This window comes from Enterococcus sp. R12, assembly GCF_058135755.1.
Genome location: NZ_CM176874.1, coordinates 1,096,191 through 1,121,519 on the forward strand (window position 1 = coordinate 1,096,191; position 25,329 = coordinate 1,121,519).

Genomic DNA, 25,329 nt, shown 5'->3' on the forward strand with positions numbered 1-25,329 from the left:
ATTCTCATTGAAAGGAAGACCTTACTATGAAAGAAATCGATCTGTCAAAAACGCTCTATGAACTTGTGGCACAATACCCTGAAATACAAGAAATTATGAGTAAACTAGGGTTTACGGCGATCAATCAACCAGGGATGCTGCAAACTGCTGGACGTTATATGACGATACCCAAAGGTGCTCAGATGAAGAAGATCCCCTTGGAAATGGTTTGTCTCGCTTTCGAAAAACAAGGGTTTCTTGTGAAAGGAGCGACGAAATGAAAACTAACAGTCAAAGACAAGAACGGATCGTCGAAATACTGAGTTTGCTTCACCAAGGCGGTTCCTTTGAAGAGGCTAAACGCTTATTTAACGAAGAATTTGATGGTGTGGATGTGACGGAGATCACTGCTGCTGAAAAAGCTTTGATCCAAACGGGGTTGGACCCTTCTGAGATTCAGCGTTTGTGCAATATTCATGCTGCTGTTTTCAAAGGATCGATCAATGAGATCCATCACTCCAATGAAGAATATGGGCAACCAGGCCATCCTGTTCATACCCTGAAATTGGAGAACCAAGTCCTGCAATCCCTGTTGACCGATGAGATCGACAGCCTCTTAGCCAAAATCAAAACCGGTGATTGGACGCCTAAAAAGCGTCTACAAGCTGCCTGCAATGATTTAATGCAGATCGACAAACACTATGCGCGAAAAGAAACGTTGATTTTTTCTTACATGGAGAAGTACGGGATCACTGCGCCGCCAAAAGTGATGTGGGGTGTTGATGATGATATTCGGGTTATGATCAAAGCGCTCAATGAGCTTTTGGCATCCGAAAAAGCTGCCTATAATCCAATCGCTGTCCAATGGGAAGCAGTCAAAAACGAGATCGAAGAGATGATTTTCAAAGAAGAAGAAATCATGGTGCCCATGACGCTGGATGTCTTCAGTCTTAAAGATTGGGAACAAATTGCGACTGACAGTTTTGACATCGGCTTTGCCTTTATCCCAGAACCGCTTCCTTGGAAACCGAGCCAAGAAGCCCTTGAAAAGGAACAGGCGGCAGAACCCGCACGGCAAGCGGCGATCAAACAAGCCCAAGAAACAACCGCTGGCATCGCAGCCGGTTTAGGATTCAATGACTTTCAAGTCACAGAAACGGAAGATTCGCCGCAAATTGCTGAACAGCCGACCGTTTCATTGCCTACTGGTAATCTGCAATTTGAGCAATTGGTGGCCATTTTTCAAACGTTGCCAGTGGACTTGACCTTTGTAGATAGTGAAGAGCGGGTGCGCTTTTATTCAGAAGGCAAGAGTCGCGTCTTTCCACGAACGAATTCGGTTTTAGGTCGTGAAGTCGTCAACTGCCATCCACCGAAAAGCATGCATCTCGTGCAACAGATTTTGGATGATTTTCGAGCGGGTACAAGGGAGACTGCTGAATTTTGGATCGATATGCGGGGCCGTAAAATCTATATTCGCTACTTTGCATTAAAAAATGAAGCAGGCATCTATTTAGGTTGTCTAGAAGTCACGCAAGACATTACGGAGATCCAAACAATCGAAGGGCAAAGCCGATTGCTGGATCAGTGAGCAGTTTGGAGAAAGGCTGATCCGTGTCTAGTTGAAACGAAGCAAAAAAAGAAAAATCAATAAAACGCTTGCAACGTTTCTAGAAAAATAGTATAGTAAAGGCAATCAAATGGGTAGTTACTGATAATGCAGGCTATACCTTTTTACGTGTGTATGGATCCTACACATGTATTAAGGTATCGCCTTTTTTCATTTTAAGGAGGTGAGAAGCGTCTTGAAGATCAAAAAAATCTTAAACAACAATGCAGTTTTGGTCGGACAAGATGGCAAAGATTTTATCTGGATCGGTACCGGCCTTGGCTTCAAAATGAAACCAGGACAAACCGCCGATGAATCAAAAATTGAAAAAGTGTTTGTGCTTCATAAGAAATCCTCTGATCGTTTGATGGAATTGCTAGAGAACATTCCAATCCAATATGCGTCTCTTGCGGATGATATTATCCGTTATGGAAAGCAAGTCATTTCCTACCAATTAAGTGATTCCATTTACATCTCTTTGACGGATCACATCTATAATTTGATTCGCTTGAAAGAAGAAGGGATCAGCATCAATAATCGCTTGACCTGGGAAATCAAGCGTTTCTATCCCAACGAGTATGCAGTAGGAGAGCATGCGGTTCGATTGATTGAAAGCAAAACGCAATTCTCCCTAAATGAGGCAGAGATCAGTAATATCGCCATGCATTTTATTAATGCGCAAATCAATGACGATTCAGAGAAGATGGAAGATATCGAATTGCTGACACAAAAAATCAAAGACATTATTTCACTTATTCGTATTCACAATCGTGTGCACATTGATGAGAATAGTTTAGCTTTCGATCGCTTCGTCACCCATTTGAGATTCTTTTTTAAACGGATTGAAAACAAGGAAATCGTTGAAGGCGTCGGGAATCCTCTGTTAGTCCACGTGATTGATAAATATCCTAAAGCCTATGAAACCACCCGTTTGATTGGCGAATATTTAAATAAAACATTATATGACGATGAACAATTGTATTTAACGCTTCATGTACAAAAATTGATCGATCAATAATTCAAGGTGTTACTGGTAAAGCAGGCAAGACTTGACAAGGCTACAAGAAATGTAGTGTTGTTTGGTCTTGCCTTTTTTATTGGTTGTATAGTAGAGAAAGGAATGAATGAGATGCAATACCAAGAATTGAATGAACAAATTTTAAAGAATATCGGCGGAAAAGAAAACATTGCTGGATTGACGCATTGTATTACCCGTCTTCGGTTTAAACTTAAAGATGAATCAAAAGCCCAGACCCAAACGATCAAAAATTTGCCGGGGGTTGTCACCGTCGTCCAAAGTGGGGGACAATATCAAGTAGTTATCGGAAATCACGTAGCAGAAGTTTATAAAGAATTTACGGACATGATCGATATGAATACGGAAGAAACTTCTGGACAAGAGGAAGAACCAAAAGGGATTTTAAACCGATTTATCGATATTGTCGCTGGTATTTTTACGCCGATCATCAATGTCTTGATGGCAGCAGGGATGATCAAAGGGTTACTTGCTTTATTGACAACATTTGAAGTGCTGGATAAAGCATCAGGGACGTATTTGATTTTAAATGCGACAGGGGATGGATTGTTTTATTTCTTCCCACTCTTTCTAGGGTACACTGCTTCGAAAAAATTTGGGGGTAAACCCTTTATCGGAATGGCGATCGGGGCAGCATTAGTTTATCCGACGATCGTAGCAGCAAATGGCGGAAGCGAAGCGATGTATACCTTATTTGCAGGTTCTGTCTTAGAATCTCCAATCTATATTACTTTTCTTGGAATCCCTGTTATATTGATGAGCTATACTTCAAGCGTGATTCCAATTATTGCAGCTACTTATTTGGCATCAAAACTAGAAGCTTTCTTTTCTTTATTGATTCCACGAGCAGTGCGGAGTTTCTTTGTTTCTTTTCTGACCTTGATCATCACAGTTCCATTAGTCTTTCTAATCGTTGGACCGATTACTACTTGGGCAGGATTATTATTAGGGCAAGCATTGTCAGCTGCTTACGAGTTTAGTCCGATTATTGCGGGTATTGTTATCGGTGGATTTTGGCAAGTCTTCATTATGTTTGGCCTGCATTGGGGCTTTGTGCCGATCGCTTTGAACAACTATGCCACACTAGGGTATGATGTCGTGATGATGGCTGGTCTGGCAACACCCGTGGCGATGGCGGGAGTCACCCTCGCAATCTTTTTGAAAACTAGAAACAAAAAATTAAAAGAAATTGCCTTCCCTGCTTTTCTTTCGGCAATCTTTGGTATCACGGAGCCAGCACTGTATGGGGTAACCTTACCAAGGAAAAAAGCATTTTATACTACCTCCATCGCAGTCGCTGTTGCAGGAGGAATCATGGGATTGTTCAAAACGAGAGTCTATATCAATGGTGGGACAGGTATTTTCGCTTTACCACGATTTATTCACCCAGAAAATGGTATTGATAACAGCTTTATCGGGTTTGCCTTAGCTAGTGCCGTTGCCTTTGGATTAGGATTTTTGATCACGTTCTTTTATGCCTATAATCCTAAAAGTGATGACGAACCAGCTAGTGAAGGCACTCAGGAAAAAAACGTGGAGCCATCGACACTGAATCATGAACTTGGACAAACTGTTCTCTATGATTTAGCAACACCAGTTAGAGGAACGATCATCCCACTAAAAGAAGTAAGAGACGAAGCGTTTTCCAGCGGATTGTTAGGGAAAGGATTAGCTGTCATTCCGTCAGAAGGAAAGGTCTACGCACCAGCAGATGGAATCGTTTCAACACTTTTTCCGACAAATCATGCTGTGGGAATCACGACCGCAGATGGTGTTGAAGTTCTGATTCATGTAGGGATGGATACAGTGAATTTGAAAGGACAGTATTTCCAGCCAGCCGTTGCCCAAGGAGACTCAGTAACGAAGGGACAATTACTTTTGAGTTTTGATAAAGACGCATTGGAAAAAGAAGGCTATTCCATCGTGACACCGATTATTATTTCAAACACGGCGGATTACCTAGATATTGTTGAAACAGACAAACAAGATGTTGAAAAACAAGATACCTTATTAACGGTCATCGGTTAGGAGGAAAGACAAGTTGAAAAAAAATATCTTTTTATTCGTAGCAGATCAGATGAGAAATGACGCACTCGCACATATGGGGAATCCCGCATCAATCACCCCTAACTTTGATGAACTGGTAGAAGAAGGGGTTTCATTTGAAAATGCCTACTGCCAAAACCCTGTCTGTGTGCCTTCTAGAAATAGTTTTCTGACGGGTTTTTATCCACATGTCAATGGGCATCGAACGATGCACTATTTGCAAAGAGAAGATGAACCCAATATTTTGAAAGAAATGAAGAATCAAGGCTATGAAGTCATCTGGATCGGCAGAAATGATGTGGTTCCAGGGGATAAACCAAAAACAGACTATTGTGATGAATATTATGACGGTGTGGTAGACGAAAACACTCGGGATGCTCAAAACAGTGAAGTCAATCATTCTGCTGATATGAACGAAGCCAGTAAACAGCTGTACGACCAGATGCTTTCAGGAGATACGTATTATTCATTTTATATGGGAAAATTACCAGACAGTGAGGGCTATGGCAAAACGGACTGGAATTGTGTGAAAAAGGCGTTGGACTATCTTGAACGTCGCAGTCAGGAAAAGACAGACAAACCATTTTTCGTTTATTGTACGATCTCATTCCCACATCCACCCTATGCTTGCGAAGATCCATGGTATTCGAGTATTGATCGTCAGAAACTGCCGAAACGTCGGCCGAATATCAAAGATATTCCTAACAAAGCCTCAATGCTGTATGGCATCAATGAGAAACAGAATTTGAACGGTTGGACAGAAGAGCGCTTTGATGAATTACGAGCTACCTATTTAGCAATGGTTTCGCGTTTTGATCATCAACTGGGCATGATCAAAGAGAAGCTGCGTGAAACAGGCTTTTATGATGAAACAAACCTCATTGTTTTCAGTGACCATGGAGACTATACTGGTGACTACACGATCACTGAAAAAGTCCAAAACTGTTTTGAAGAGCCGATCACGAATGTCCCATTGGTCATCAAACCTGCTAAAACGATTGAAAGTGTGCCGCGAATCACCAAAGCACAAGCGGAACTGCTAGATTTACCAGCAACGATCGCCGAACTGGCTGAGTTCGATCTTTCCTATACACAATTTGGAAAATCATTGGTTCCTGTGATCGAAGGAGCCGAAGAGCACAAAGATGCTGTTTTTTGCGAAGGCGGACGAATTCATGGCGAGACACAAGCGATGGAGCTGGGGCATGGACCGAAATCTCCGTATTGGCCGCGGCTTGCGACACAGTATAGCGAAGGTCCGGAACATACAAAAGCAGTTATGTGCAAGATGGGAAACTATAAATATGTGATGCGTCTTTATGAGCATGACGAATTATATGATTTGGAAAAAGACCCAATGGAAATCAAAAACTTAGCACTAGAAAAAGAATACGCCGAAATTGTCGAGAAAATGAAGCAACGCGTTACTCGTTTTTATATGGAAACGACTGATTTTGTTCCGATGAAACGGGACAAACGCTAAATAAGTAAAAAAAGAATCGAGGCCTCCACATGAAACACATCTCCGTATTGATCAAGCCAGCATCCTCTCTTTGCAATCTGCGCTGCACCTATTGCTTTTATGCTAACGTCAGTTCCTTGCGTGAAGTGCGTTCCTTTGGCAAAATGAAAGAGGATGTAATGGAAAAGATGATTGCAAACATTTATGCAGACTTAGAAGCTGGCGATCATTTGACGTTGGCATTTCAAGGCGGAGAGCCGACGATGGCGGGGCTGAGTTATTTTAGAAAACTAACGGCTTATGTTGCGGCGCAAAAAAAGCAAGTGACAGTACACTATGCGATCCAGACCAACGGCATGGTGATCAATGACAAGTGGTGTCGTTTTTTGAAAGAGCATCGCTTTTTAGTCGGGCTGTCGATCGATGGGTATCCGCTTGCGCACGATCGTCATCGATTAGACGCCAAAGGGCGGGGAACCTTTGCGCGGGTTTTACAGACCAAGCGGTTATTGGATGCCTATCAGATCAAGTACAATGTCTTGTGCGTGTTGACAAATCCGTTAGCAAAGGAAGCCCAGCGTGTGTTTGACTTTCTCGAGGAAGAGCAGATTGCCTTTGTGCAATTCATTCCTTGTTTGGCTGATTTGGATGCCACATCAACCAACGACTATGCTTTGACACCAAGAAGCTTTGCTGGCTTTTATCAGCAGCTGTTGGCGTTTTGGCTGCAGGAATTGAAGCAAGGGCGCTACCTAAGTATCAAGCTGTTCGATGACTTATTGAATCTATTGGTGCGGCAGCAAGTAACTGCCTGCGGGATTCTAGGCAATTGCCAAGTGCAGTATGTGATCGAAGCCGACGGCAGTGTCTATCCTTGTGACTTCTATGTATTAGATGAGTATCGCATGGGCTATATCCAAGAGCAAACGTTGCGGCAATTGTTTTCTCAAGACTGTTCGCAGCAGTTTTTGTGCCAGAAAAAAGACATGCCTTCGAAGTGTACGCAATGTCCTTTCCAAAAAATGTGCCGAGGAGGCTGTAAACGAATGAAAGATGCAATGTACGTGGATAGTGAGGGTTTTTGCGGCTATCAGGAGCTGTTAAAAGACTTCACACCTAGAATCAATGAGATACTGGGGCTTTTGCAAGGGGTTAGACAATGATCGGACTGATTTATTTTCTCGTGATCGTCTTAGCAAATGCCGTAGGGGCAGTTTCGGGCATGGGGGGCGGCGTGCTGATCAAACCGATTTTCGATTTTATCGGCGCCCATTCTGTTGCTGCGATCTCTTTTTACTCGGCGACAGCGGTCTTCACGATGTCCATCGTTTCGACAGCTAGACAATTAGCCAGTGGACGGAAAATCAATTGGTCGATTGCCTTGTGGGTTTCTGGCGGCGCTGTGTTAGGCGGTGTTTTAGGCAATGTTGCCTTTGAACAGCTATTGCTGGTCTTTCGAGACGACAAGATGGTTCAGCTGATCCAAATCCTTGTGACCGTGCTGACACTATTGTTTGCTTTTTTGTATACAAAATATAACTGGCGCGGGTTTGCGTTGGAAAAAGTCGGCTGGTATGCAGCTTGTGGCTTGATTCTCGGCTTTCTAGCCAGTTTGCTGGGGATCGGCGGCGGACCCATCAATGTTTCTTTATTGATGCTGCTGTTTGCCATGCCGATCAAAGAGGCGACGATTTATTCAATTTGTACGATTTTTTTCTCACAGCTGGCAAAAATTTTGACGATCGCTTTTACGACAGGTTTTGGTGCGTATGATCTGCAAATTTTGTGGTTTGTTATTCCAGCCGCGATCGTGGGAGGACTCTTAGGCGCCAAGGCCAGCAACGTTCTGTCGCCGCAGCGAGTGACACTGGTATTTCAAACTGTGATCGTGCTGGTGTTACTGATCAATCTGTACAATGGCTATCAATTATTGTAAAAAGGAGGCAAGCAGATGCCCACGATTCCAGCAGGAACTTATCGAATCGGCACGAATACGATGGACGGCTTTGCCGAGGATCTTGAGGGACCGCAAATCAGCCTCGACAGCCCAGCATTTGCCATTGATGCCACGACGGTGACGAACCAAGCTTTCCAAGTTTTTGTGGAAGCAACAGGATATGTCACAGAAGCCGAGCGCTTTGGCTGGTCGTTCGTTTTTCACTATTTTTTAAGTGAGCAAACGAAACACCGCAGTCAAAAGGTACCAAATATGGCTTGGTGGTACGCGGTTAGCGGCGCAGATTGGCGTCATCCTGAAGGACCTGATTCAACGATTGCCCAGCGGATGGATCACCCAGTGGTTCAGGTGTCTCGCAACGATGCGATCGCCTATTGCCACTGGGCAAACAAACGCCTCCCGACAGAAGCAGAGTGGGAGATCGCTGCGAAAGGCGGGACAAGTTTTGAAAAATATCCTTGGGGAAGGGAATTTTTGGCAGAAAATACCTATCATTGCAATATTTGGCAAGGTGAGTTTCCAAAAAGCAACACGCAAGCAGATGGCTTTGCCAATACAGCGCCAGCGAAATGGTATGAGCCCAACGGCTTTGGTCTGTATCAAATGATCGGCAACGTCTGGGAATGGTGCGTCAATCCTGCCCGCATCCCGCTGACGCAGTTTCAACAACAGACGGGACAAACCTTTTGGGCAAGGAATCAAACACAAGATGATCAAATGTATGCGACTCGCGGTGGTTCGTTTTTGTGCCACGAATCCTATTGCAAACGATACCGAATTGCCGCTAGAAATGGTAATTCTGGGATGTCGGCAGCCAATAATTTAGGGTTTCGGTGTGTCAAAGACTTGGATCAGTAAACCGATAAAAACAAAAGCGGCACCTATCCACGTGGATAGGTGCCGCCTGTTTTATTGCCATTCGGATTGATAATTTCCTTTGAGATCATAGACATAATTGATCTCGGTGCGATTACGAATCCCATTTAACCCAACGGTCCAAGTCCATTCGCCTTGGAAGCCGTTTAAAATGACGATGCTGACGCCAGGAACATAGTGATCCAGCTGAGCTGCTCGCGCCTCAGAATCCTTGATGATCTTGGGAATGACGCCCCAATCGATGGCATCAAAGGCAATGGTATCTTCCATCGAAAGCTCGATCGTATCGTCGTCTTTTTTCCATTTGGTCAACAGATTTTCTGGGTAGTACCAATACTCGTCTTGCAGGCCTGTGTTTGGATTGATCACTCGCGCAACTGCATAAATGCCGCTTTTCAGCGGGACATTGCGTATGTGAAAACTATAGCTGACCAGTTGCAGCTCTTTGTCTTTGAATGAGGATTGATTCGGCAGCGCAGCCATAATTTCTTTGGCACTGGCTTCTTCTCGAAAGAGTTGGCGGTCTACAGGTAAAAAGGTGGAAACTACGCCAATACAAAAGAGAATCACTGGCAGCAAGAGCAATGAGAATAACCAATAGAATGGCGATTTTTTGCGTTTCTTGATGCCGATGATCAGACCGATCAAAAAGACCAGCAGGATCCCTGTTACCCAAAAGTAGGGGAACAAACGAACGATCTGATGCCTGGTTTCAACGACTTGGTATTCATTCAGACCAAACCAGTTTTCCGCGATGGTGAGGTTATTTAAAACAATGATTCCGCCAATAATACTTAGAATAAATAAGAAAATCAATAGCAAAAGTATCCGGCCGAGTATCCGACGTATCAGCGAGGGTCTAGTAGGTGGGGTCATGAGTCACGTCCTTTTTATTTTTTTCGAAAATAGTAGGTTAAATACAAGAGTAGTACAACTAGTGTTTTTTTTCAATGATTGTAGACAAAAAAACTGCATCCGCAGATGCGACCTCAAAAAGTTAGACCAAAAATCTAACTTTTTTGGGGTCAGTACACCGCAGATGCAGGTTTTATTTTCAATTAGTCGAGGGTTTGTTGGCGGGCGATAGCTGGAAAGAATTTCAGGCTATACAACGCGCTGATCCCAACTAGAATATAAATGACGCGGGCAATGATCGACGTGCTGCCGCCTGTGATCGCTGCGACAAGGTCAAACTCGAAGGCGCCGACCAGCAGCCAATTGATACCGCCGATGATCAATAGTGTCAGTGCGATCCCATCAAATGTTTTTAACATAGGAAACTCCTCTCTAGTTGTCGTCCCATCAACTTTCATCGTCGGTGATGGTGACATCTTTTTCTTTCTCGCCTTGTTGATTGCGATCATTATAGATATAGACATGGCGAACGATTTTAATCAGCGGGCGAATGGTCAAAAAGACTCCGCCGATCAAATAAGCAATCGTTCCGTAAATCGTAGGCAAGCTAGTTAATGAAACGATACTTCCGAAAATATAAAACAAGCCCGTCAAAATATCATTCGTAAGTGAGATCAACATGTAGCGATTTTGAAAGTAGATGCGAAAGCGGCTTGCCTTGATGATCACATCTTCTTCTTTTCCCGGATCGAATTGATGTTCACTCCGTTTGATTTTTGGCATAGGTGCTATCACTGCTCCTTTGTTTGTGCTAAGGTTTCAAGACAACTTTGATGTTCTTGTCTTCTTTTTTGTCAAAAATCTCATACGCTTTGGCAGCATCTGCTAAAGGCATCGTGTGGGTGATGATCTGTGACGGGTCAAACAAACCATCGGCAATCATGTCATAAATTTTCGGCATTAAATGGATCACAGGTGCTTGCCCGTGTTTGACATCAATGTTGCGCATAAAGAATTCTTGCAATGGATAAGAAGAAGCAGGAGTCATGTAAACGCCAGTGATTTGGACGGTACCAAATTTTTTGACTGCCTTGGCGGCCATCTGGATCGGTGAGATCGTGCCACTTTGTAAGCTGACTAGGTTTTTGGCTTTTTCTTTGACGGGTTCTAAACCATCCATCCCAACACAGTCGATAATCACATCAGCGCCACCTTTGGTCAGCTCATACAATTCATCGGCACTAGTAGCCAAATCATCCAATTGGAATGTTTCGACTTGATTGTAGCTGCTGGCTTTTTCTAAGCGATGAGCAACAGGGTCCACGGCAATCACCCGCTTAGCGCCTGCCATCACGGCAAATTTTTGGGCAAACAATCCAACTGGTCCTGAGCCTAAGACGATCACGGTATCATCCTTTTTGACGCCCGCATTTTGGACACTCCAATACGCTGTAGGTAAGATGTCAGATAAAAACAATACTTTTTCATCAGGGATCGTTGATTCAGGTACGATAAACGAGGTGAAATCTGCGAAAGGTACGCGCAAGAATTCGGCTTGACCGCCCCAGTGGTTGCCGTTCATTTTTCCAAAACCGAATAAGCCGCCATACAATGTATCTTCTGAAGAATTGTCGCATTGACTTTCCATTTCATTTTGACAAAAGTGGCAATGGCCGCACCCGATATTGAAAGGGATGACGACGCGGTCGCCTTTTTTTAGTTTCTGTACTTGACTGCCGACTTCTTCGACAATACCCATTGGTTCGTGACCAACGACATAGCCTTCTTCCAAAACCGAGCCGCCATGGTGGTAAAGGTGGAGATCAGAGCCGCAGATCGCGGTTGCGGTGATTCGGATGATCGCATCCGTCGGTTCTATAATCGTTGGATCTTCTACACGGCGAACGTCCATTTTTTGATTTCCTTGCCAGGTTACTGCTTGCATCATTTTTCCTCCTTGTTTGTACAGATAAGTTCGGACAATCACTAATTTTATCAACAACATGTTTTTACTTTTCAGTAACAGATAATTTAATTCTGCAAGGATTTTAACGATTTGACAACGAAAACGCTCAAAATGGTTGATTTGTTTTTTCTTCATCAATGGTTTAAAAAAAGAAAAACAGATGATTTGCTAAAAAAGTGAAAGCGTGACACTATTAAAGTGAAGCATGCATGTGTTACGAGTATTTAACGGAACCTGCATCAACCAGTGACAAGAAATGAGGAGGGATGATCATGGATCTAACGATTCGAGGAAAAGCTTCCTGCACCAATTGCAATGAAAACTTTGATGGGAAGCTGGTCGTTCATTTACAAGAAGACAGCGAGGGGCAATTAACCATGGTACCACCGCTGGAAACGAATGAATTGGCAGAAGATGAAATCGCTATTCATTACGCTTACGGGGAAGTGAAGGAAGCCATCGAAGGAACCTTCGTATGTCCAAACTGTCAGACTGAAAATGAGGTTCGGATTGAAATTCCGACCGAGCTATTAGATGGCTCAATGAATTAAATGAATAATCAAATTGAAAAAGCTCTCTGTTCCTTGAACAGGGAGCTTTCGTTACCTATTGGTCATTGGTTTGTTTTGTGCCATCAATGATTTGGACATTGAAGTCTCGTAAGATGTCGAGTCCTTGCGACTCGTGGTTTTTACCAGCGACTAATGTTTTATTGATGGTGAAATCAGCGTCAGGAAAGGCGCTTTGGATCTCGATGGTATTGGAAAGGACACAGATGTTGGTTTCAACACCAGTGATTTCGATTTTCTTTTCTTCTTCAGGTTCAAATAGATTTTTCTTGATGTCGATCAAGACTTCAGGTGGAATACTGTAATAGTATTTCTTGACGACTTTTTCATTTTTGAGAGGCTTAAGTTCTGGGATCAGCTGCAGGGCATCGGCTTCTTCATCAGGCGTTCCTTTGACTTCGATTGGAATGTCGCGGGTGTGTAAAATGTACTCCCCATTCGCCCGCGCTTGTTCTAGGCGCTTGGCGATTCGTTTGACGAGAGCGGCGCCATCTGGCACATACGCTTCGTTCTCTTCATCGAGAATTTGGTTTTGCATATCGACAATGACTAGCATGTGGTTACTCCCTTTCTATAAACATCGTTTTTCAAATGGTCTGACGTGAGGTTGAAAAATAGGTGCTAGTTCTATGATGCCCCACTTTTTTTATATTTTCAAAGAAAACGTTCTTCTTATCGAGAAACGGTAAAAACGTTATTTTTTTATTCGAATCACGATGCTTTTTATTTGCTGAAAAGAAGAAGTAGTGATAGCTTTTAAATAGTACATTAAAAATAAATGAAAGTAGGTTAGGTTAAATGAGAAAGTTATTTTATATGGGGACTTTGCTTTTTTCAGTTGGTGTACTGGCGGCAGGATGCGGCAACAGTGAAACCGCTGATTCCTCGGGGAATGAGTCAGCAGATGGCAAAACGACGTTGGACTTTTGGTCCTTCTGGGGGTCTGGTGCAAGACAAGAAGTAATTGAAGAAATTATTGATGATTTTAATGCGTCACAAGATAAAATCGAGGTCAAATACAGCTACCAGCCTTGGGGCGATATTTGGACAAAATCACTATCGTCAATCACTGCTGGCAATCCGCCTGATGTTATTGTACAAGATATCAATTCTGTTGCTCAGCGGGCAGAAGCGCAGCAAGCAACGAATTTAAGCGAGTATATCGAAGAGGGCTTTTCTGATGAATTTTATCCGCAATTATGGGATACGGTGGAGTACGAAGGGGATGCCTATGCCGTTCCATTCAATACAGATACGCAAGTGATTTTCTACAATAAGACACTCTTTAAAGAGGCTGGTATCAGTGAAGAGCAACTGCCACAAACGTGGGAGGAGTTAGAAACAGTTGCTCGTAAATTAGATGTCAAAAACGGTGATGATTTTGAGCGAATCGGCTTTTACCCATTGTGGAATTTAGGCGCTGACGTGTGGGCGTTGAATGCCGACGATGGCGTCAGCTGGTTTGACAAGGATGAGAACGTCAAAATCGATACAGACAACAAAGTGGAAGCGTTGGAATGGATCTTAGACTGGCAAGAGTATTATGGTCAAGATACCATTAATCGCTTAGAAGCTGAATTTGGTTCAGGGGTTGCCGATCCATTCATTTCTGGATTAGTGGCGATGCGTGCGCAAAACATCAACTACTACTCAAGTTTGGCGGAAAATGCACCAGATGACTTTGAATTTGGGGTCATTCAAATTCCTGAAAAAGAAAGCGGCTCTGGTCACTGGTCATGGGGCGGCGGGTTCGTCCTAGAAGTGCCATACGGTGCCAAAGATCCTGAAGCGTCCTATGAGTTTATCAAATACTTGTCGACACCAGAAGTTCAAGAGAAATTTGGTGAGAAGAGCTTTGATATCATGGCGAATCGGACAGCCAACGAAAACTTGGTCAACAACGACAATCTAGATGAAAACGGCCAAATGATCTACCAAATGGCGGATGAAAACTTTGCCAATACGGTGATCACGCCTGTGCCGTTGACAGCGCCTGACTTCAGCAGTCTTGTCAATGAACAGATCGACCAAATCATGCTCGGCAGCAAAACACCGGCTGAAGGGTTGGCAGATGCGCAAAAAGCGGTGGAAGATCTTGTTGAGCAAAACAAATAAACTTCAAAACGAGCGTTTTTAAAAAAGAAGGAAAGTCCAGTCGGTTAGCGGACTGGGCTTTGCTTTCTGCTTTGCGAAGCGGACATGTTTTCTTGAACAAACAATGAGTAAAAATAGAATGGAGTGGAAGGAATGCCAAAGAAGCGTTCAAAAAGTAAACGGCAAGAAGCTCTTTGGGGCTACTTCTTCGTAGCACCATTTTTGCTTGGGTTCGTGGTGTTTATGTTAGGGCCCATGCTGTTTTCCTTCGTAGGAAGCTTTACCGATTACAATCTGACGTCGAAAATGAATTTTATCGGCTTTAAGAACTTTACCCGCATGTTTACGCAAGATACCCTGTTTTGGAAATCTCTCTATAACACAGCGTATTTTGTACTCTTCAATGTTCCCTTAACCACGTTGTTCAGTGTCTTTCTAGCCACTTTATTGAATCAAAAAATCCGCGGAATCAGTTTTTTCCGAACCACCTTTTACTTACCAGCGATCCTTTCAGGGGTTGCCGTCTACGTCTTATGGATGCAATTATTATCTCCTTCCGCAGGATTGATCAATACCTTCTTGAGCTGGTTCAATATCAAAGGTCCAGCATGGCTGTTTGATCCCGAATGGACGAAACCAGCGTTGATTTTGATGAAGATTTGGAGTTCGGGGGGCGCGATGCTCTTGTATCTAGCTACCTTGCAAAATATTTCACCGACGCTGTATGAATCGGCTGAGATCGATGGGGCGGGAGTTTGGGCGAAATTCAAAAATATTACGATCCCTTTGATCACGCCAATCATCTTCTATGATGTGATTACTTCAACGATCGGTTCTTTTCAAATTTTCCAAGAAGCATACGTGATGACCAAAAATGGTACCGGCGGTCCGGCAAATTCGCTGCTCTTCTATAATTTGCATATGTGGAACAAAGCCTTCGTCGCCTTTGATATGGGCTATGCGATGGCCATGTCGATGATCTTGTTCTTGATCGTCTTAGTCTTGACCTTTATCAATCTCAAACTGGCACCACGCTGGGTTCACTATACCGGAGGTGGCAGCTAATGGAAATGACGACAAAAACACGAAGCAAATCAAGCCAACAGCGAGTCAAAAAAATCATCAGCTATGTGGTGATGTCGATCATCGGGATCGTGCTGCTGATTCCGTTGCTGTGGATGGTCTTTACGTCATTGAAACCGATGGAGGAGATCGTGCGCTACCCGCCGACCTTTTTCCCAGAAGAAATCAATCTTGGCAATTATTTGGAGACTATCAACGCCTTTCCATTTTGGCAGTATGCAAAAAATACGTTATTCATTACCGTCTTAGTGGTCTTCGGGAATGTCTTATCAAATTCCTTCATTGCTTATGGGTTTGCAAAATTGGCCTTTCCAGGAAAAAATCTGATCTTTGCCCTCGTCTTGTCTACGATGATGATTCCTGGCTTTGTGACGATGATCCCGCAATATGTCTTGTTTTCCAAAATCGGCTGGGTCGGCACCTATCTGCCGCTGATCGTTCCAGCGTTTTTCGGCAACGCCTTTAACATTTTCTTGATGCGGCAGTTTTACTTGTCCGTCAACAATGAATTGATCGAAGCCGCTAAGATCGATGGCGCCAATCATCTTTATATTTGGAGCCATCTAATGATCCCTTTGACGAAACCCGCGCTGATCACGATTGCCATCAACTCCTTCAATGGGGCGTGGAATGATTTCTTAGGACCATTACTGTATATTCAAAACCAAGAAAAGTACACGCTGCAGATTGGCCTGCAAGTCTTCCAAAACCAATCAACCACCCAATGGAACTACTTGATGGCAGGAGCAACGCTTGTGCTATTGCCGACGATCTTGCTATTCTTCCTCGCACAACGCTACTTTATTGAGGGAATGGATCTGACGGGAGGTTCCAAAGGATGAGAACAAAAGTTACCCCGCAACGCTTAAACCAAGCGCTGTTGACTGGCATCAACTGGCTTCCGCATTTACTGGTTTTACAAGGCATGTGGCTGTTGTATTCCTTGCCTTTGATCACCAGTACCACCGCTAGTCGAGCATTGATCGAGACGTTGACGGAACTGCGGAACGATGGCTTGGAGGCAAGCAGCAAAGCTCGTTTTCAGCAAGCATTTCATCAACAGTGGACAACAAGAAAAGGGCAAGACCGTTTGCTCAGTCTATTCTTCCTGCTGCTTTTGGCGGACAGCTTTATCTTTAGCCGTTTGCAGCACCCGCTGTTTCAGATCGCTAGTTACGCGTTAGCGTTCACCTTTGGCTTGTTTTGCTTGGTCTTACTTTATCAAACGAGGCTGCTTCACACCTATCCGCAGCAGCCCAGCTCATTGTTTTATAGTTTTTATCAGTTTGCTCGTTCACCCAAACGAGTACTGGCACATCTTCTAGCAACGGTGACGCTTGTCTTGACCTTTTTGCTGTTTGGTCCTGTCTACTTATTGGTCTTAGGGATCAGCACCTTGTATTTGGTCAATGTCGTGCTCTGTGACCAAGCGCTCAAATAGAAAACAAATGGGTATCCCGAAACTTCCTTAGTGAAAAGCTAAGGAGTTTCGGTTTTTTTGTGAAAAGAAGGTTGACAGGGTCAAAAATTATGCCTATGCTGAATGTAAATTTAGTAAACAGTAAACAGATGAGGTGCAGCTATGGCAAGTATGAGAGATATCGCGAAATTAGCCGGGGTGTCGGTAGCAAGTGTTTCTAGAATCCTTAACAATGATGAAACCTTCAGTATCAATGAACACACGCGGCAACGAGTCATTGAGATCGCCAACCAAATGAATTATTCAAAAGAAAAAAATCAACCCCATTCCCGTGAAGTCGGCGACCAAAACACGATTGCCATCATTACCCGCCACGATCGAGAGTCGGAAAGAAACGATCCGTACTTTATGATGATCCGCAATGGGATCGAAAAGGAAGCGGCGAAGTGGCGCTTAAAAACGATTCGGGCCTTTTCCATGCGGGAGCCTCAAAAAGATTTGGCACAATTGGCGAAGTATGGCGCAGTCATTATTATTGGAGAGATGACTAGCGATGCTTTGGCAGAGATCAGTCAGCAAAATGCCAATATTATCCTGGTGGATAATTATAGTGAAGCACCTAGCTACGATTGCATCCAAACCGATTTTGCCCAAAAGACTCACCAGATCCTCACGATGTTAAAAGAGAAGGGCCATGAGAATATCGCCTTTGTGGGTGGTGTTGCCAGCCGAGTGACGATTTCTGGCGAAGTCGTTTACGATGAACAAGAGATTCGAGCAGAAAACTACCGCCAATGGATGCTGCTCAATAAATTGGAAAAGTTCACAACCGTGCTGCAGGGGAAATGGTCACCAGAGACTGGTTTGCATTTTGGTCAGCAGATCGCGCAAATGAATCCTCGCCCCACAGCGATCGTCGTTGCCAGCGATCCTATGGCTGTCGGGGTTTACAAGGCACTCGCTGAAGCGGGGCTATCGATTCCTAAAGATGTGTCGGTCGTTAGTTTTGATGATATCGAAATGGCGCAATTTATGACGCCCGCACTGTCCTCTGTTAAGATGAAAGCCGAAGAGATGGGGCAGATGAGTGTCGAATTAGCGAAAAATAAAATCCTTGGGGTGCGGACGATGCCTGTTCGCGTCGTTTGTGGCAGTGAATTGATCATTAGAGAATCGATTGCCGAAAAAGATCAGTGACGTCTGATCTTTTTTTATTTTAGGGGTTGTGTAAACATTAACTAAACAACTATACTGATTGTAGTAAACGTTTACAGTTAAAAATAAAGGAGAAAACGAAATGAAGTTTATTGATAAATTAGCCGAAAAGATGGTGCCTTTTGCTCAGATCATTGCCAACAACAAATACTTGTTAAGTCTTCGTGATGGGTTTATGGTCGCTTTTCCTGCAACAATGTTTGCGTCAATTATGATTATTATTCAAAATCTGCCTGCTACTTTCGGACTCTCGGAAAAACTTCCAGAGGGATTCATCACGTTTCTAAACGACTTTTTTGGTCCTATCGGAAATGCGACCATGAGTATCACCGCTATTTTCGTTGTTTTTGGGATCGGCTATCAATTGGCTGGCAAGTATGGACAAGCCAAATTATTTGCGGGTGCCATCTCACTGTCTTCGTTTTTGATGCTGCTGCCTTTTGGCTCATCCGAAGAGTTAGGTACAGTGATCCCCTTGTCGAAATTAGGGGCTGAGGGAATGTTTGTCGGAATCATCACGGCCATTATCGCTACGCAGATCTATTGCAAAATCAGTGCGGCTGGGCTGACGATCAAAATGCCAGATTCGGTTCCGCCAATGATCGCAGAATCATTTGTCGCCATCATTCCTGGTGCGGCACCGTTGTTCCTTTTCAATTTGATTCGCTACTTGTTCACCTTTACTTCATGGGGCAATGCCGTTGATTTCGTTTATGAGATTTTGCAAAAACCATTAATGGGCTTAGGCGGTACGTTGCCAGCAGTACTGATCGCCGTCTTGTTCACCCAATTCTTCTGGTGGTTTGGGATTCACGGAACACTAGTGGTCAATGCGGTGATCGATCCAATCATGAATGCGTTAGCGATCGAAAACTATGAAGCCTACAAAGCAGGGGCTGAACAACTGCCCCATATCATTAACACTACGTTTATGGGCGTGTTCGTCAATCAAGGAATGCAGCTGGGGATCTCGATTACAATGGCCTTCTTTATCGCTCGTTCGATTCGGATGAAAAAATTAATGAAGACGGTGATCGCTCCATCTGTTTTCAACGTGTCTGAACCGATGACCTTTGGGTTGCCGATCGTCTTGAACCCGATCGCTTTTGTTCCATGGATCTTAGCGCCATTAGCCAGTACGACGATCTCTTACTTTGCGATTGCCGCAGGCTTAGTGCCGCGGCCAATCGGAGCAACGGTTGTTTGGACGACCCCTGTTTTCTTATCTGGTTGGTTAGGCACGGGTTCTGTTGCCGGCGCAATCTTACAGTTAGTGACGGTTGCCGTAATGACCTTGATCTGGGTGCCATTCTTGATCGTAATGGATCGCGGGTACTTGAAAGAAGAAAAAGCGGAAGCGGCATTAAATGAACAAGCGACATCTGAAACGATCAATCAAAGGGTAGAAGAAAGATAAGCCCAGAAACGGAAAGGAATGCAATAGCGCACCCTTTAGAAAGGAATTTGTTATGAGAACCGATACATTGTCTTGCAGTTATCAAATGAATACGACACCTCGGACTTTTCCCGTGTGTTATTGGCGGAACAAGAGAAATTCTTTCTAGCCAAACAAGCCCAAGAACCGTTCGGGGAAGGCTGCCGTATTGAAACGATGATCCAAACCAAAACCGCCCCGCGGTTGGTACCTGCCGTCATGACGGTCAAAAAAATTGCCGCGGATGAGCTGTGGCTTCGTACGACCCATGAAGAAGGAGTGATCGATCAACGGTACAGTTTTGCTCCAGGACGAAAAGGGAAGCTGCAAGTCACGTATTCGGAACAAAGCCGTTTTGCGCAGCAGAAAACAACCTACAGTTTTATGCTGGCGGCGCTGTTTTACAAATTCTTTTTCAATCGCGGCGTCAAAAAACGCTTGCGTTATCTTGAAGCAGCTTGTCAACGAGCAGGGACAAATGAAAAAAATGGGGAAAATTGAGGATAGCAATGATAGAAATTAGGAATGAACAACTCTTTCACTTATACAATGAAAAAATCAGTTATATCATAAATGTGTTACCAAATCAGCAACTGGGTCATGTCTATTTTGGGCCATCTCTAGGCACACTGGCGCCATTTGATCAAGCGTACCTTGAGAAAAAAGAGAATAAATCGGCAGGAACCGTCAAGTTTTTTGAAGCTGACAATCTTTTTACCTTGGCGGACCGTTTTCAAGAATTGCCAACGTATGGGACTTCTGATTTTCGAGAAGGGGCAGTGTCGGTTTTTGAGGAAGAAACCCCTCTTTATGTGGATTTTAAACTTGTGGCTTTTCACTGTTTTGAGGGCAAAGAACGAAAGCTGGCACAACCAGCCAGCTTTGCTTCTGCCGATGAAAGCCAAAGCATCGTCTTTGAATTAGTAGACCAAGAGCGACAGCTGGAAATGGCAATCACCTATACGATCTTCAAAGGATCAGGAACGATCACGCGGCAGCAAACACTGACCAATAGGGGGAGCAAGCCGAGAACCATCCAGCGCTTTTTGAGTGGTGTCTTGGAGCTGAAAAATCGCGATTTTGAACTGCTGCATCTTTCAGGCGCATGGCTGAAAGAACGGCATATCAAGACGGTCCCTTTGACCCAAGGGACGATCAGTGTCGGCTCGTTAAAAGGAGCGTCTGGTCATCAGCACAATCCTTTTGTCGCCTTAAAAGAACAGCAAGCCACCAATGACACTGGTCACGTCTATGGTGCCAACCTGATTTATTCGGGCAACTTTTTGGCGCAAGCGGAAATGGATGAATGGGACAACGTTCGATTGATGTTGGGGATACATCCTGAGCATTTCAGCTGGCAGCTTTCACAAGGAGAAACTTTTGAAGCCCCAGAATGTCTCTTCACCTTCACCGCTGCTGGTCTGAATGGCTTGAGTCAAGAATCCGCCCAATTTATCGAAAAGCATGTGATTGCTCCTTATTGGCAAAAGCGGCAGCGGCCGATCGTCTTTAATAACTGGGAAGCGACTTATTTTGATTTTAATGAAGAAAAGCTGTTGACCTTAGCTCAAGAAAGCAAGGCGTTAGGGATGGAGTGCTTTGTGCTGGATGATGGTTGGTTTGGAAAACGCAACGACGATCGCAGTTCATTAGGCGATTGGGTGGCGGACCCTGCCAAATTTCCAAAAGGAATCGGGTCTTTTGCTGAGAAAATTCATGCCATGCAGCTGCAACTGGGGATTTGGTTTGAACCAGAAATGGTTTCGCCGGATAGTCAGTTGTACCAAGAGCACCCTGAGTGGGTAGTCAAGCATCCTTATGAGCGGATCTCTGTGGGGCGCGGACAATACGTGTTGGATTTTGCCAATCCAGCAGTGGTTGAGGCGATTTTCGAAGCGATGCAAAAAGTGATCCTTGAAACCAAGCTGGATTACATCAAATGGGATATGAACCGCAATATCACTGAAGCTTACTCTCCCTATTTAGCGGAACAGGGTATTTCTCAGACGGAGTTTTATCATCGCTACATTTTAGGTCTTTATCGCTTATATGAAAAAATCTTAGCTGCGTTTCCGACCCTTTTGATCGAAGGCTGTGCTGGCGGCGGGGGCAGATACGATTTAGGGATCTTATTTTACAGTCCGCAGATTTGGCCTAGTGATGATAGTGATGCAGTGGAACGTTTAGCCATCCAAAGCGGAACGTTGTTAGGGTATCCTTTGTCCTCCTTCAGCAATCACGTGTCGGCGGCACCAAACCACCAAGTCGGCAGGTCAACGTCTTTAGCCTTTCGGCAAACCGTCGCAATGTTTGGGCCTTTGGGGTATGAACTCGATCTCTTTCACTTGTCTGAAACCGAAAAGCAGGCAATCAAATCCCAAATCGTCTTTTATAAAAAACAGCGGCAATTGCTGACCTTTGGCACTTTTTACCAGCTGCAGCAGTTGGACCATGCCAATGAAACGACTTGGGCGGTGTATGATCCGCAAAATGAAGAAGCCTTGGTTGCTTTCTTTCGCGTGTTGGCACAAGCCAATCCGACGGCGGAAGACTTTTTGCCCGCAGCCTTTCTCAATGTCCAACAGGTGTACCAGGTCAATGGCGAAACTGTCTCTGGTCAGCTGTTAAGACAATTAGGGTTGCGTAAACCCTATCAGTTTAATGCCGTCAACCATGGAACAGCGCAAGTCACTGGCGATTTTCAATCATTTGTCTACCAGTTACAAGCCAAAAAAGGAGCAGAATGATGAGCAATCAATTGTTTGATCAGCAGTTTATGCATGGCGGGGATTACAACCCCGATCAATGGCTGGCTTATCCAGAAATCTTGCAAAAGGATCTTGCTTATATGCAGCAAGCCCATGTCAACACTGTCACATTAGGAGTGTTTGCTTGGAGTGCCTTAGAGCCGCAGGAAGGTGTTTATCAGTTTGACTGGTTGGATCGTGTGTTTGATCAGATCCATGACATCGGCGGCAAAGTCATTTTGGCCACTCCTAGCGGTGGGCGTCCTCAATGGCTGAGCCAAAAGTATCCCGAAGTCAATCGGACCAACTCCCAAGGGCAAAAACATACCCATGGGTTTCGCCACAATCACTGTTACTCTTCACCGATCTATCGGGAAAAGGTGACGCAAATCAATCAGCAGTTGGCAAAACGTTACGGCAAGCATCCGGCATTAGCCATGTGGCATATCTCCAATGAGTACTCTGGGGAATGCTTTTGCTCCTATTGTCAGGAAAACTGGCGCAGCTGGCTGCAAAAAAAATATGGTGATTTAGCCACGTTGAATCATGCCTGGTGGACTTCTTTTTGGGGCGGTACTTACTCCGATTGGTCGCAGGTTTTACCGCCTTCACCTTTAGGGGAACACAAAGTGCATGGCATGGATCTTGATTGGAAACGATTTGTCACAGATAGGACGATCGATTTTTATTTGCATGAATGTGCGCCGATCCGTCAGCTGACACCGGACATTCCTGTGACGACGAATTTTATGGCGGAAGGACATGCTACCCAAGATTTTATTCCTTTAGAAGGCATTGACTACAGCAAGTTCGCTCGTCATGTGGACATCGTTAGCTGGGATAGTTACCCTGATTGGAACAACAACTTTGAATCCTTGGCAGCGACAGCGATGAAATCCGCCTATGTGCATGACCAGTACTGGTCATTGAAGAAACAGCCCTTTTTAGTGATGGAATGCACGCCGAGTTTTGTTAACTGGCATTCCTTTAATAAAGCGAAAAAGCCTGGTGTCCATCAGTTGAGTGCCATGCAGCAGATCGCCCATGGCTCAGATAGTACCTTGTATTTTCAATGGCGCCAATCCCGTGGCAATTCAGAAAAATTCCATGGGGCAGTCGTGGGACATGATGATTCCACGGAGAATCGGGTCTTCAAAGAAGTTGCGGCTTACGGCAAGCGCTTGGAAAAAATCAAAGAGATTCAAGGAACCACCAGAAAAAAAGCAGTGGCGATTCTTTTTGATTGGGAAAGCAACTGGGCATTGAAGCGAGGTGGCGGGTTTGGGCGACCAACACGACGGTATCCCCAAACGTTGCAGGAGCATTATCGTTATTTCTGGGAACAAGACATCGCGGTCGATATTTTGACCCCAGAGCAAGATTTTTCTGACTATCAGTTGGTGATCGCTCCGATGCTTTACTTGATGACAGCAGAGACGATGGCAAAACTTTGCCAGTACACGGAAGCTGGTGGTACCTTGATTTCCAGTTACTTTAGCGGCATGGTCAATGAAACCGACCTATTGTATCTGGGGGGCTTGCCACAGCCGTTGCGAGGGTTATTAGGCATCAACGTGCTGGAGCTGGAAACTCTTTTTGACACTGAACACAATCAAGTGGTTTTTCAAGGACAGCTTTTTGAAACACGGGACTACTCTGCAATCATCGAAGCCGAAACAGCGGAGGTACTAGGGGAGTATCAAGCAGATTTTTACCAAGGAACCCCTGCGATCACCAAAAATGCCTTTGGTGCCGGCACCGCTTATTATCTGGCGGCTCGCACCAACTATGACTTTTTCGAACAGTTTTATGCCTCTTTGGTCCGTGAGTTGTCTTTGGCAGAGGAAAGGATCGCGCATGCCAACCCTGAAGTCTCGATCCAAGGCAGGATCAGTCCAGAACGAACGTACTTTTTCATCATGAATTTTTCTGAGAAAGAGCAGATATTGGACTTGATCAAAGAAGTCGTTGATTTAGAGACCAATCAAGCAGTCCCTCAAACAGCAACCTTGGCGCCGTATGAAGTGCGAGTGGTTTATTTTAACAATTAGCTGACCATTGAAAAAAACGTCCCCTTCGACAAATGCAGAAAGGGACGTTTTTTTGATGAATGGTTTATCAGAAATCATTCTGGATCGGATGCTTGGTGCTTTTTCATCCATTGAGGCAATGCGGCACTGATTTGTGTCGGCAACACGACATAGTGCTCTTTTGCCAATGCTTCGCCAATCAGGCTATGGAGATAGACAGCCGCTTGGATCGTTTCCTCTGTTTTTTCAAACTGTGCCAAAAAGCTGGTGATCATGCCTGCCAGCGTATCCCCCATGCCGCCAGTCGCCATTGCGGGTGTTCCGAGGGGATTTTGGGCGATACTGCTGCCGTAAATTTGCGTGCGATGGCTTTTTAAGACCACCAGACTTCCGAGTTTTTGTTGGGCTTGTTGGTTGTTTTCTTCTGTCTGGTCGGCAATTGCCAGTCCGCTGAGCCGTTGCCATTCCATCTGATGCGGCGTGAAGACGACTTGTTCAGGAAAGGGGATGATCAGCGGATATTTGGCAGCCAAATTGATCGCCGAACCATCGATCACCAACCATTGGTGTTCTTTTTGGGCAGAAACGATCCGCTGCAGCAGATCAAAATTGCTTTTTCCTTCGCCTAATCCAGGACCAATCAGTAGGACGTCTGCCGATTCGGTGACCGTATCGATCAGTTCTGTTTGCTGCCAATCGACAAACATCGCTTCAGGCAAGCGGGCGTGCAGGGCGGTTCGGTTGACGCCATCGGAGATCACGGTGGTCAAACCAGTTCCCCCATACACACAGGCTTGCGCAGCCATTAAGATCGCCCCACCGAATTGGCGGTTGCCCCCTACTAAAACGGCTCGGCCAAAAGTGCCTTTGTGGCTTTTTGTCGGGCGCTGTTGGATCACTTTGGATAAAATTGCAGAATCAAGTTGCTCCATGCAATGACTCCTTTCGTT

23 protein-coding genes and 1 pseudogene are annotated in these 25,329 nt (G+C 44.6%); 18 read left to right on the top strand and 6 right to left on the bottom strand.

Annotated features, from left to right (window positions below):
* Positions 1-26: 26 nt before the first annotated feature.
* The 8 genes from ACTW1R_RS05115 (at position 27) to ACTW1R_RS05150 (ending at position 8,947) form a co-directional block, all read left to right on the top strand.
* A complete protein-coding gene (locus ACTW1R_RS05115) occupies positions 27-260 on the top strand; it encodes a DUF1858 domain-containing protein (protein ID WP_167821684.1) in 234 nt (77 codons plus the stop codon).
* Positions 257-1,570 (top strand): DUF438 domain-containing protein, encoded by a 1,314-nt coding sequence (locus tag ACTW1R_RS05120; protein ID WP_325836343.1) that lies wholly within the window; start codon positions 257-259, stop codon positions 1,568-1,570. The genes ACTW1R_RS05115 and ACTW1R_RS05120 overlap by 4 nt, the downstream gene beginning before the upstream one ends.
* Before the next feature lie 214 nt (positions 1,571-1,784).
* Positions 1,785-2,606: a PRD domain-containing protein gene (locus tag ACTW1R_RS05125; protein WP_010747748.1), complete on the top strand. Its 822-nt coding sequence runs from the start codon at positions 1,785-1,787 to the stop codon at positions 2,604-2,606.
* Positions 2,607-2,717: 111 nt separating this feature from the next.
* Positions 2,718-4,652: a beta-glucoside-specific PTS transporter subunit IIABC gene (locus ACTW1R_RS05130; RefSeq protein ID WP_270290600.1), complete on the top strand. Its 1,935-nt coding sequence runs from the start codon at positions 2,718-2,720 to the stop codon at positions 4,650-4,652.
* Between the two features lie 13 nt (positions 4,653-4,665).
* Positions 4,666-6,153 carry a sulfatase family protein gene (locus ACTW1R_RS05135; protein WP_270290561.1) on the top strand — a complete coding sequence of 496 codons (1,488 nt, stop codon included), beginning with the start codon at positions 4,666-4,668 and terminating at the stop codon, positions 6,151-6,153.
* 29 nt (positions 6,154-6,182) lie between these two features.
* Entirely contained in the window at positions 6,183-7,295 is a 1,113-nt protein-coding gene (locus ACTW1R_RS05140) for an SPASM domain-containing protein (RefSeq protein WP_489927486.1), read from the top strand.
* Entirely contained in the window at positions 7,292-8,068 is a 777-nt protein-coding gene (locus ACTW1R_RS05145) for a sulfite exporter TauE/SafE family protein (protein ID WP_074534991.1), read from the top strand. Before ACTW1R_RS05140 ends, ACTW1R_RS05145 begins: the two co-directional genes overlap by 4 nt.
* A gap of 15 nt (positions 8,069-8,083) precedes the next feature.
* Positions 8,084-8,947: a formylglycine-generating enzyme family protein gene (locus ACTW1R_RS05150; protein WP_156235523.1), complete on the top strand. Its 864-nt coding sequence runs from the start codon at positions 8,084-8,086 to the stop codon at positions 8,945-8,947.
* A 51-nt stretch (positions 8,948-8,998) separates the two neighbouring features.
* On the opposite strand, the gene ACTW1R_RS05155 is transcribed toward ACTW1R_RS05150, so the two are convergent.
* The 4 genes from ACTW1R_RS05155 to ACTW1R_RS05170 form a co-directional block, all read right to left on the bottom strand.
* The gene (locus ACTW1R_RS05155; RefSeq protein ID WP_271814060.1) at positions 8,999-9,841 is read right to left on the bottom strand and encodes a hypothetical protein; all 843 of its coding nucleotides are present in this window, start codon (positions 9,839-9,841) and stop codon (positions 8,999-9,001) included.
* Positions 9,842-10,023: 182 nt separating this feature from the next.
* Positions 10,024-10,239, bottom strand: coding sequence for a DUF378 domain-containing protein (locus ACTW1R_RS05160; protein ID WP_008379021.1), 216 nt, complete (start codon positions 10,237-10,239; stop codon positions 10,024-10,026).
* A gap of 28 nt (positions 10,240-10,267) precedes the next feature.
* Entirely contained in the window at positions 10,268-10,603 is a 336-nt protein-coding gene (locus tag ACTW1R_RS05165) for a YrhK family protein (protein WP_156235519.1), read from the bottom strand.
* A gap of 28 nt (positions 10,604-10,631) precedes the next feature.
* Entirely contained in the window at positions 10,632-11,765 is a 1,134-nt protein-coding gene (locus ACTW1R_RS05170) for an alcohol dehydrogenase catalytic domain-containing protein (protein ID WP_489927487.1), read from the bottom strand.
* 287 nt (positions 11,766-12,052) lie between these two features.
* Here ACTW1R_RS05170 and ACTW1R_RS05175 point away from each other — a divergent pair, with 287 nt between their 5' ends.
* Positions 12,053-12,337, top strand: a complete 285-nt coding sequence (locus ACTW1R_RS05175) for a hypothetical protein (protein ID WP_026008050.1) — start codon at positions 12,053-12,055, stop codon at positions 12,335-12,337.
* Between the two features lie 55 nt (positions 12,338-12,392).
* On the opposite strand, the gene ACTW1R_RS05180 is transcribed toward ACTW1R_RS05175, so the two are convergent.
* Complete coding sequence (locus ACTW1R_RS05180; protein WP_142973765.1) at positions 12,393-12,911, bottom strand: cysteine hydrolase family protein; 519 nt, start codon at positions 12,909-12,911, stop codon at positions 12,393-12,395.
* 242 nt (positions 12,912-13,153) lie between these two features.
* Here ACTW1R_RS05180 and ACTW1R_RS05185 point away from each other — a divergent pair, with 242 nt between their 5' ends.
* The 9 genes and pseudogenes from ACTW1R_RS05185 (at position 13,154) to ACTW1R_RS05225 (ending at position 24,400) form a co-directional block, all read left to right on the top strand.
* Positions 13,154-14,470 carry an ABC transporter substrate-binding protein gene (locus ACTW1R_RS05185; RefSeq protein WP_008379010.1) on the top strand — a complete coding sequence of 439 codons (1,317 nt, stop codon included), beginning with the start codon at positions 13,154-13,156 and terminating at the stop codon, positions 14,468-14,470.
* A gap of 132 nt (positions 14,471-14,602) precedes the next feature.
* Positions 14,603-15,514 (top strand): carbohydrate ABC transporter permease, encoded by a 912-nt coding sequence (locus ACTW1R_RS05190; RefSeq protein WP_005234717.1) that lies wholly within the window; start codon positions 14,603-14,605, stop codon positions 15,512-15,514.
* A complete protein-coding gene (locus ACTW1R_RS05195; RefSeq protein WP_005225484.1) occupies positions 15,514-16,374 on the top strand; it encodes a carbohydrate ABC transporter permease in 861 nt (286 codons plus the stop codon). The genes ACTW1R_RS05190 and ACTW1R_RS05195 overlap by 1 nt, the downstream gene beginning before the upstream one ends.
* On the top strand, positions 16,371-16,973 hold the full coding sequence (locus ACTW1R_RS05200; protein WP_005225485.1) for a hypothetical protein: 603 nt from the start codon (positions 16,371-16,373) through the stop codon (positions 16,971-16,973). The genes ACTW1R_RS05195 and ACTW1R_RS05200 overlap by 4 nt, the downstream gene beginning before the upstream one ends.
* A gap of 141 nt (positions 16,974-17,114) precedes the next feature.
* A complete protein-coding gene (locus ACTW1R_RS05205) occupies positions 17,115-18,149 on the top strand; it encodes a LacI family DNA-binding transcriptional regulator (RefSeq protein WP_081118221.1) in 1,035 nt (344 codons plus the stop codon).
* A gap of 100 nt (positions 18,150-18,249) precedes the next feature.
* Complete coding sequence (locus ACTW1R_RS05210) at positions 18,250-19,584, top strand: PTS sugar transporter subunit IIC (protein WP_015509292.1); 1,335 nt, start codon at positions 18,250-18,252, stop codon at positions 19,582-19,584.
* Positions 19,585-19,636: 52 nt separating this feature from the next.
* Positions 19,637-20,103: pseudogene (locus ACTW1R_RS05215) on the top strand (hypothetical protein).
* A gap of 8 nt (positions 20,104-20,111) precedes the next feature.
* Positions 20,112-22,349 carry an alpha-galactosidase gene (locus tag ACTW1R_RS05220; RefSeq protein ID WP_489927488.1) on the top strand — a complete coding sequence of 746 codons (2,238 nt, stop codon included), beginning with the start codon at positions 20,112-20,114 and terminating at the stop codon, positions 22,347-22,349.
* Positions 22,346-24,400: a beta-galactosidase gene (locus ACTW1R_RS05225; protein ID WP_489927489.1), complete on the top strand. Its 2,055-nt coding sequence runs from the start codon at positions 22,346-22,348 to the stop codon at positions 24,398-24,400. The genes ACTW1R_RS05220 and ACTW1R_RS05225 overlap by 4 nt, the downstream gene beginning before the upstream one ends.
* A gap of 74 nt (positions 24,401-24,474) precedes the next feature.
* On the opposite strand, the gene ACTW1R_RS05230 is transcribed toward ACTW1R_RS05225, so the two are convergent.
* On the bottom strand, positions 24,475-25,311 hold the full coding sequence (locus ACTW1R_RS05230) for an NAD(P)H-hydrate dehydratase (RefSeq protein ID WP_081116578.1): 837 nt from the start codon (positions 25,309-25,311) through the stop codon (positions 24,475-24,477).
* Positions 25,312-25,329: the final 18 nt, after the last annotated feature.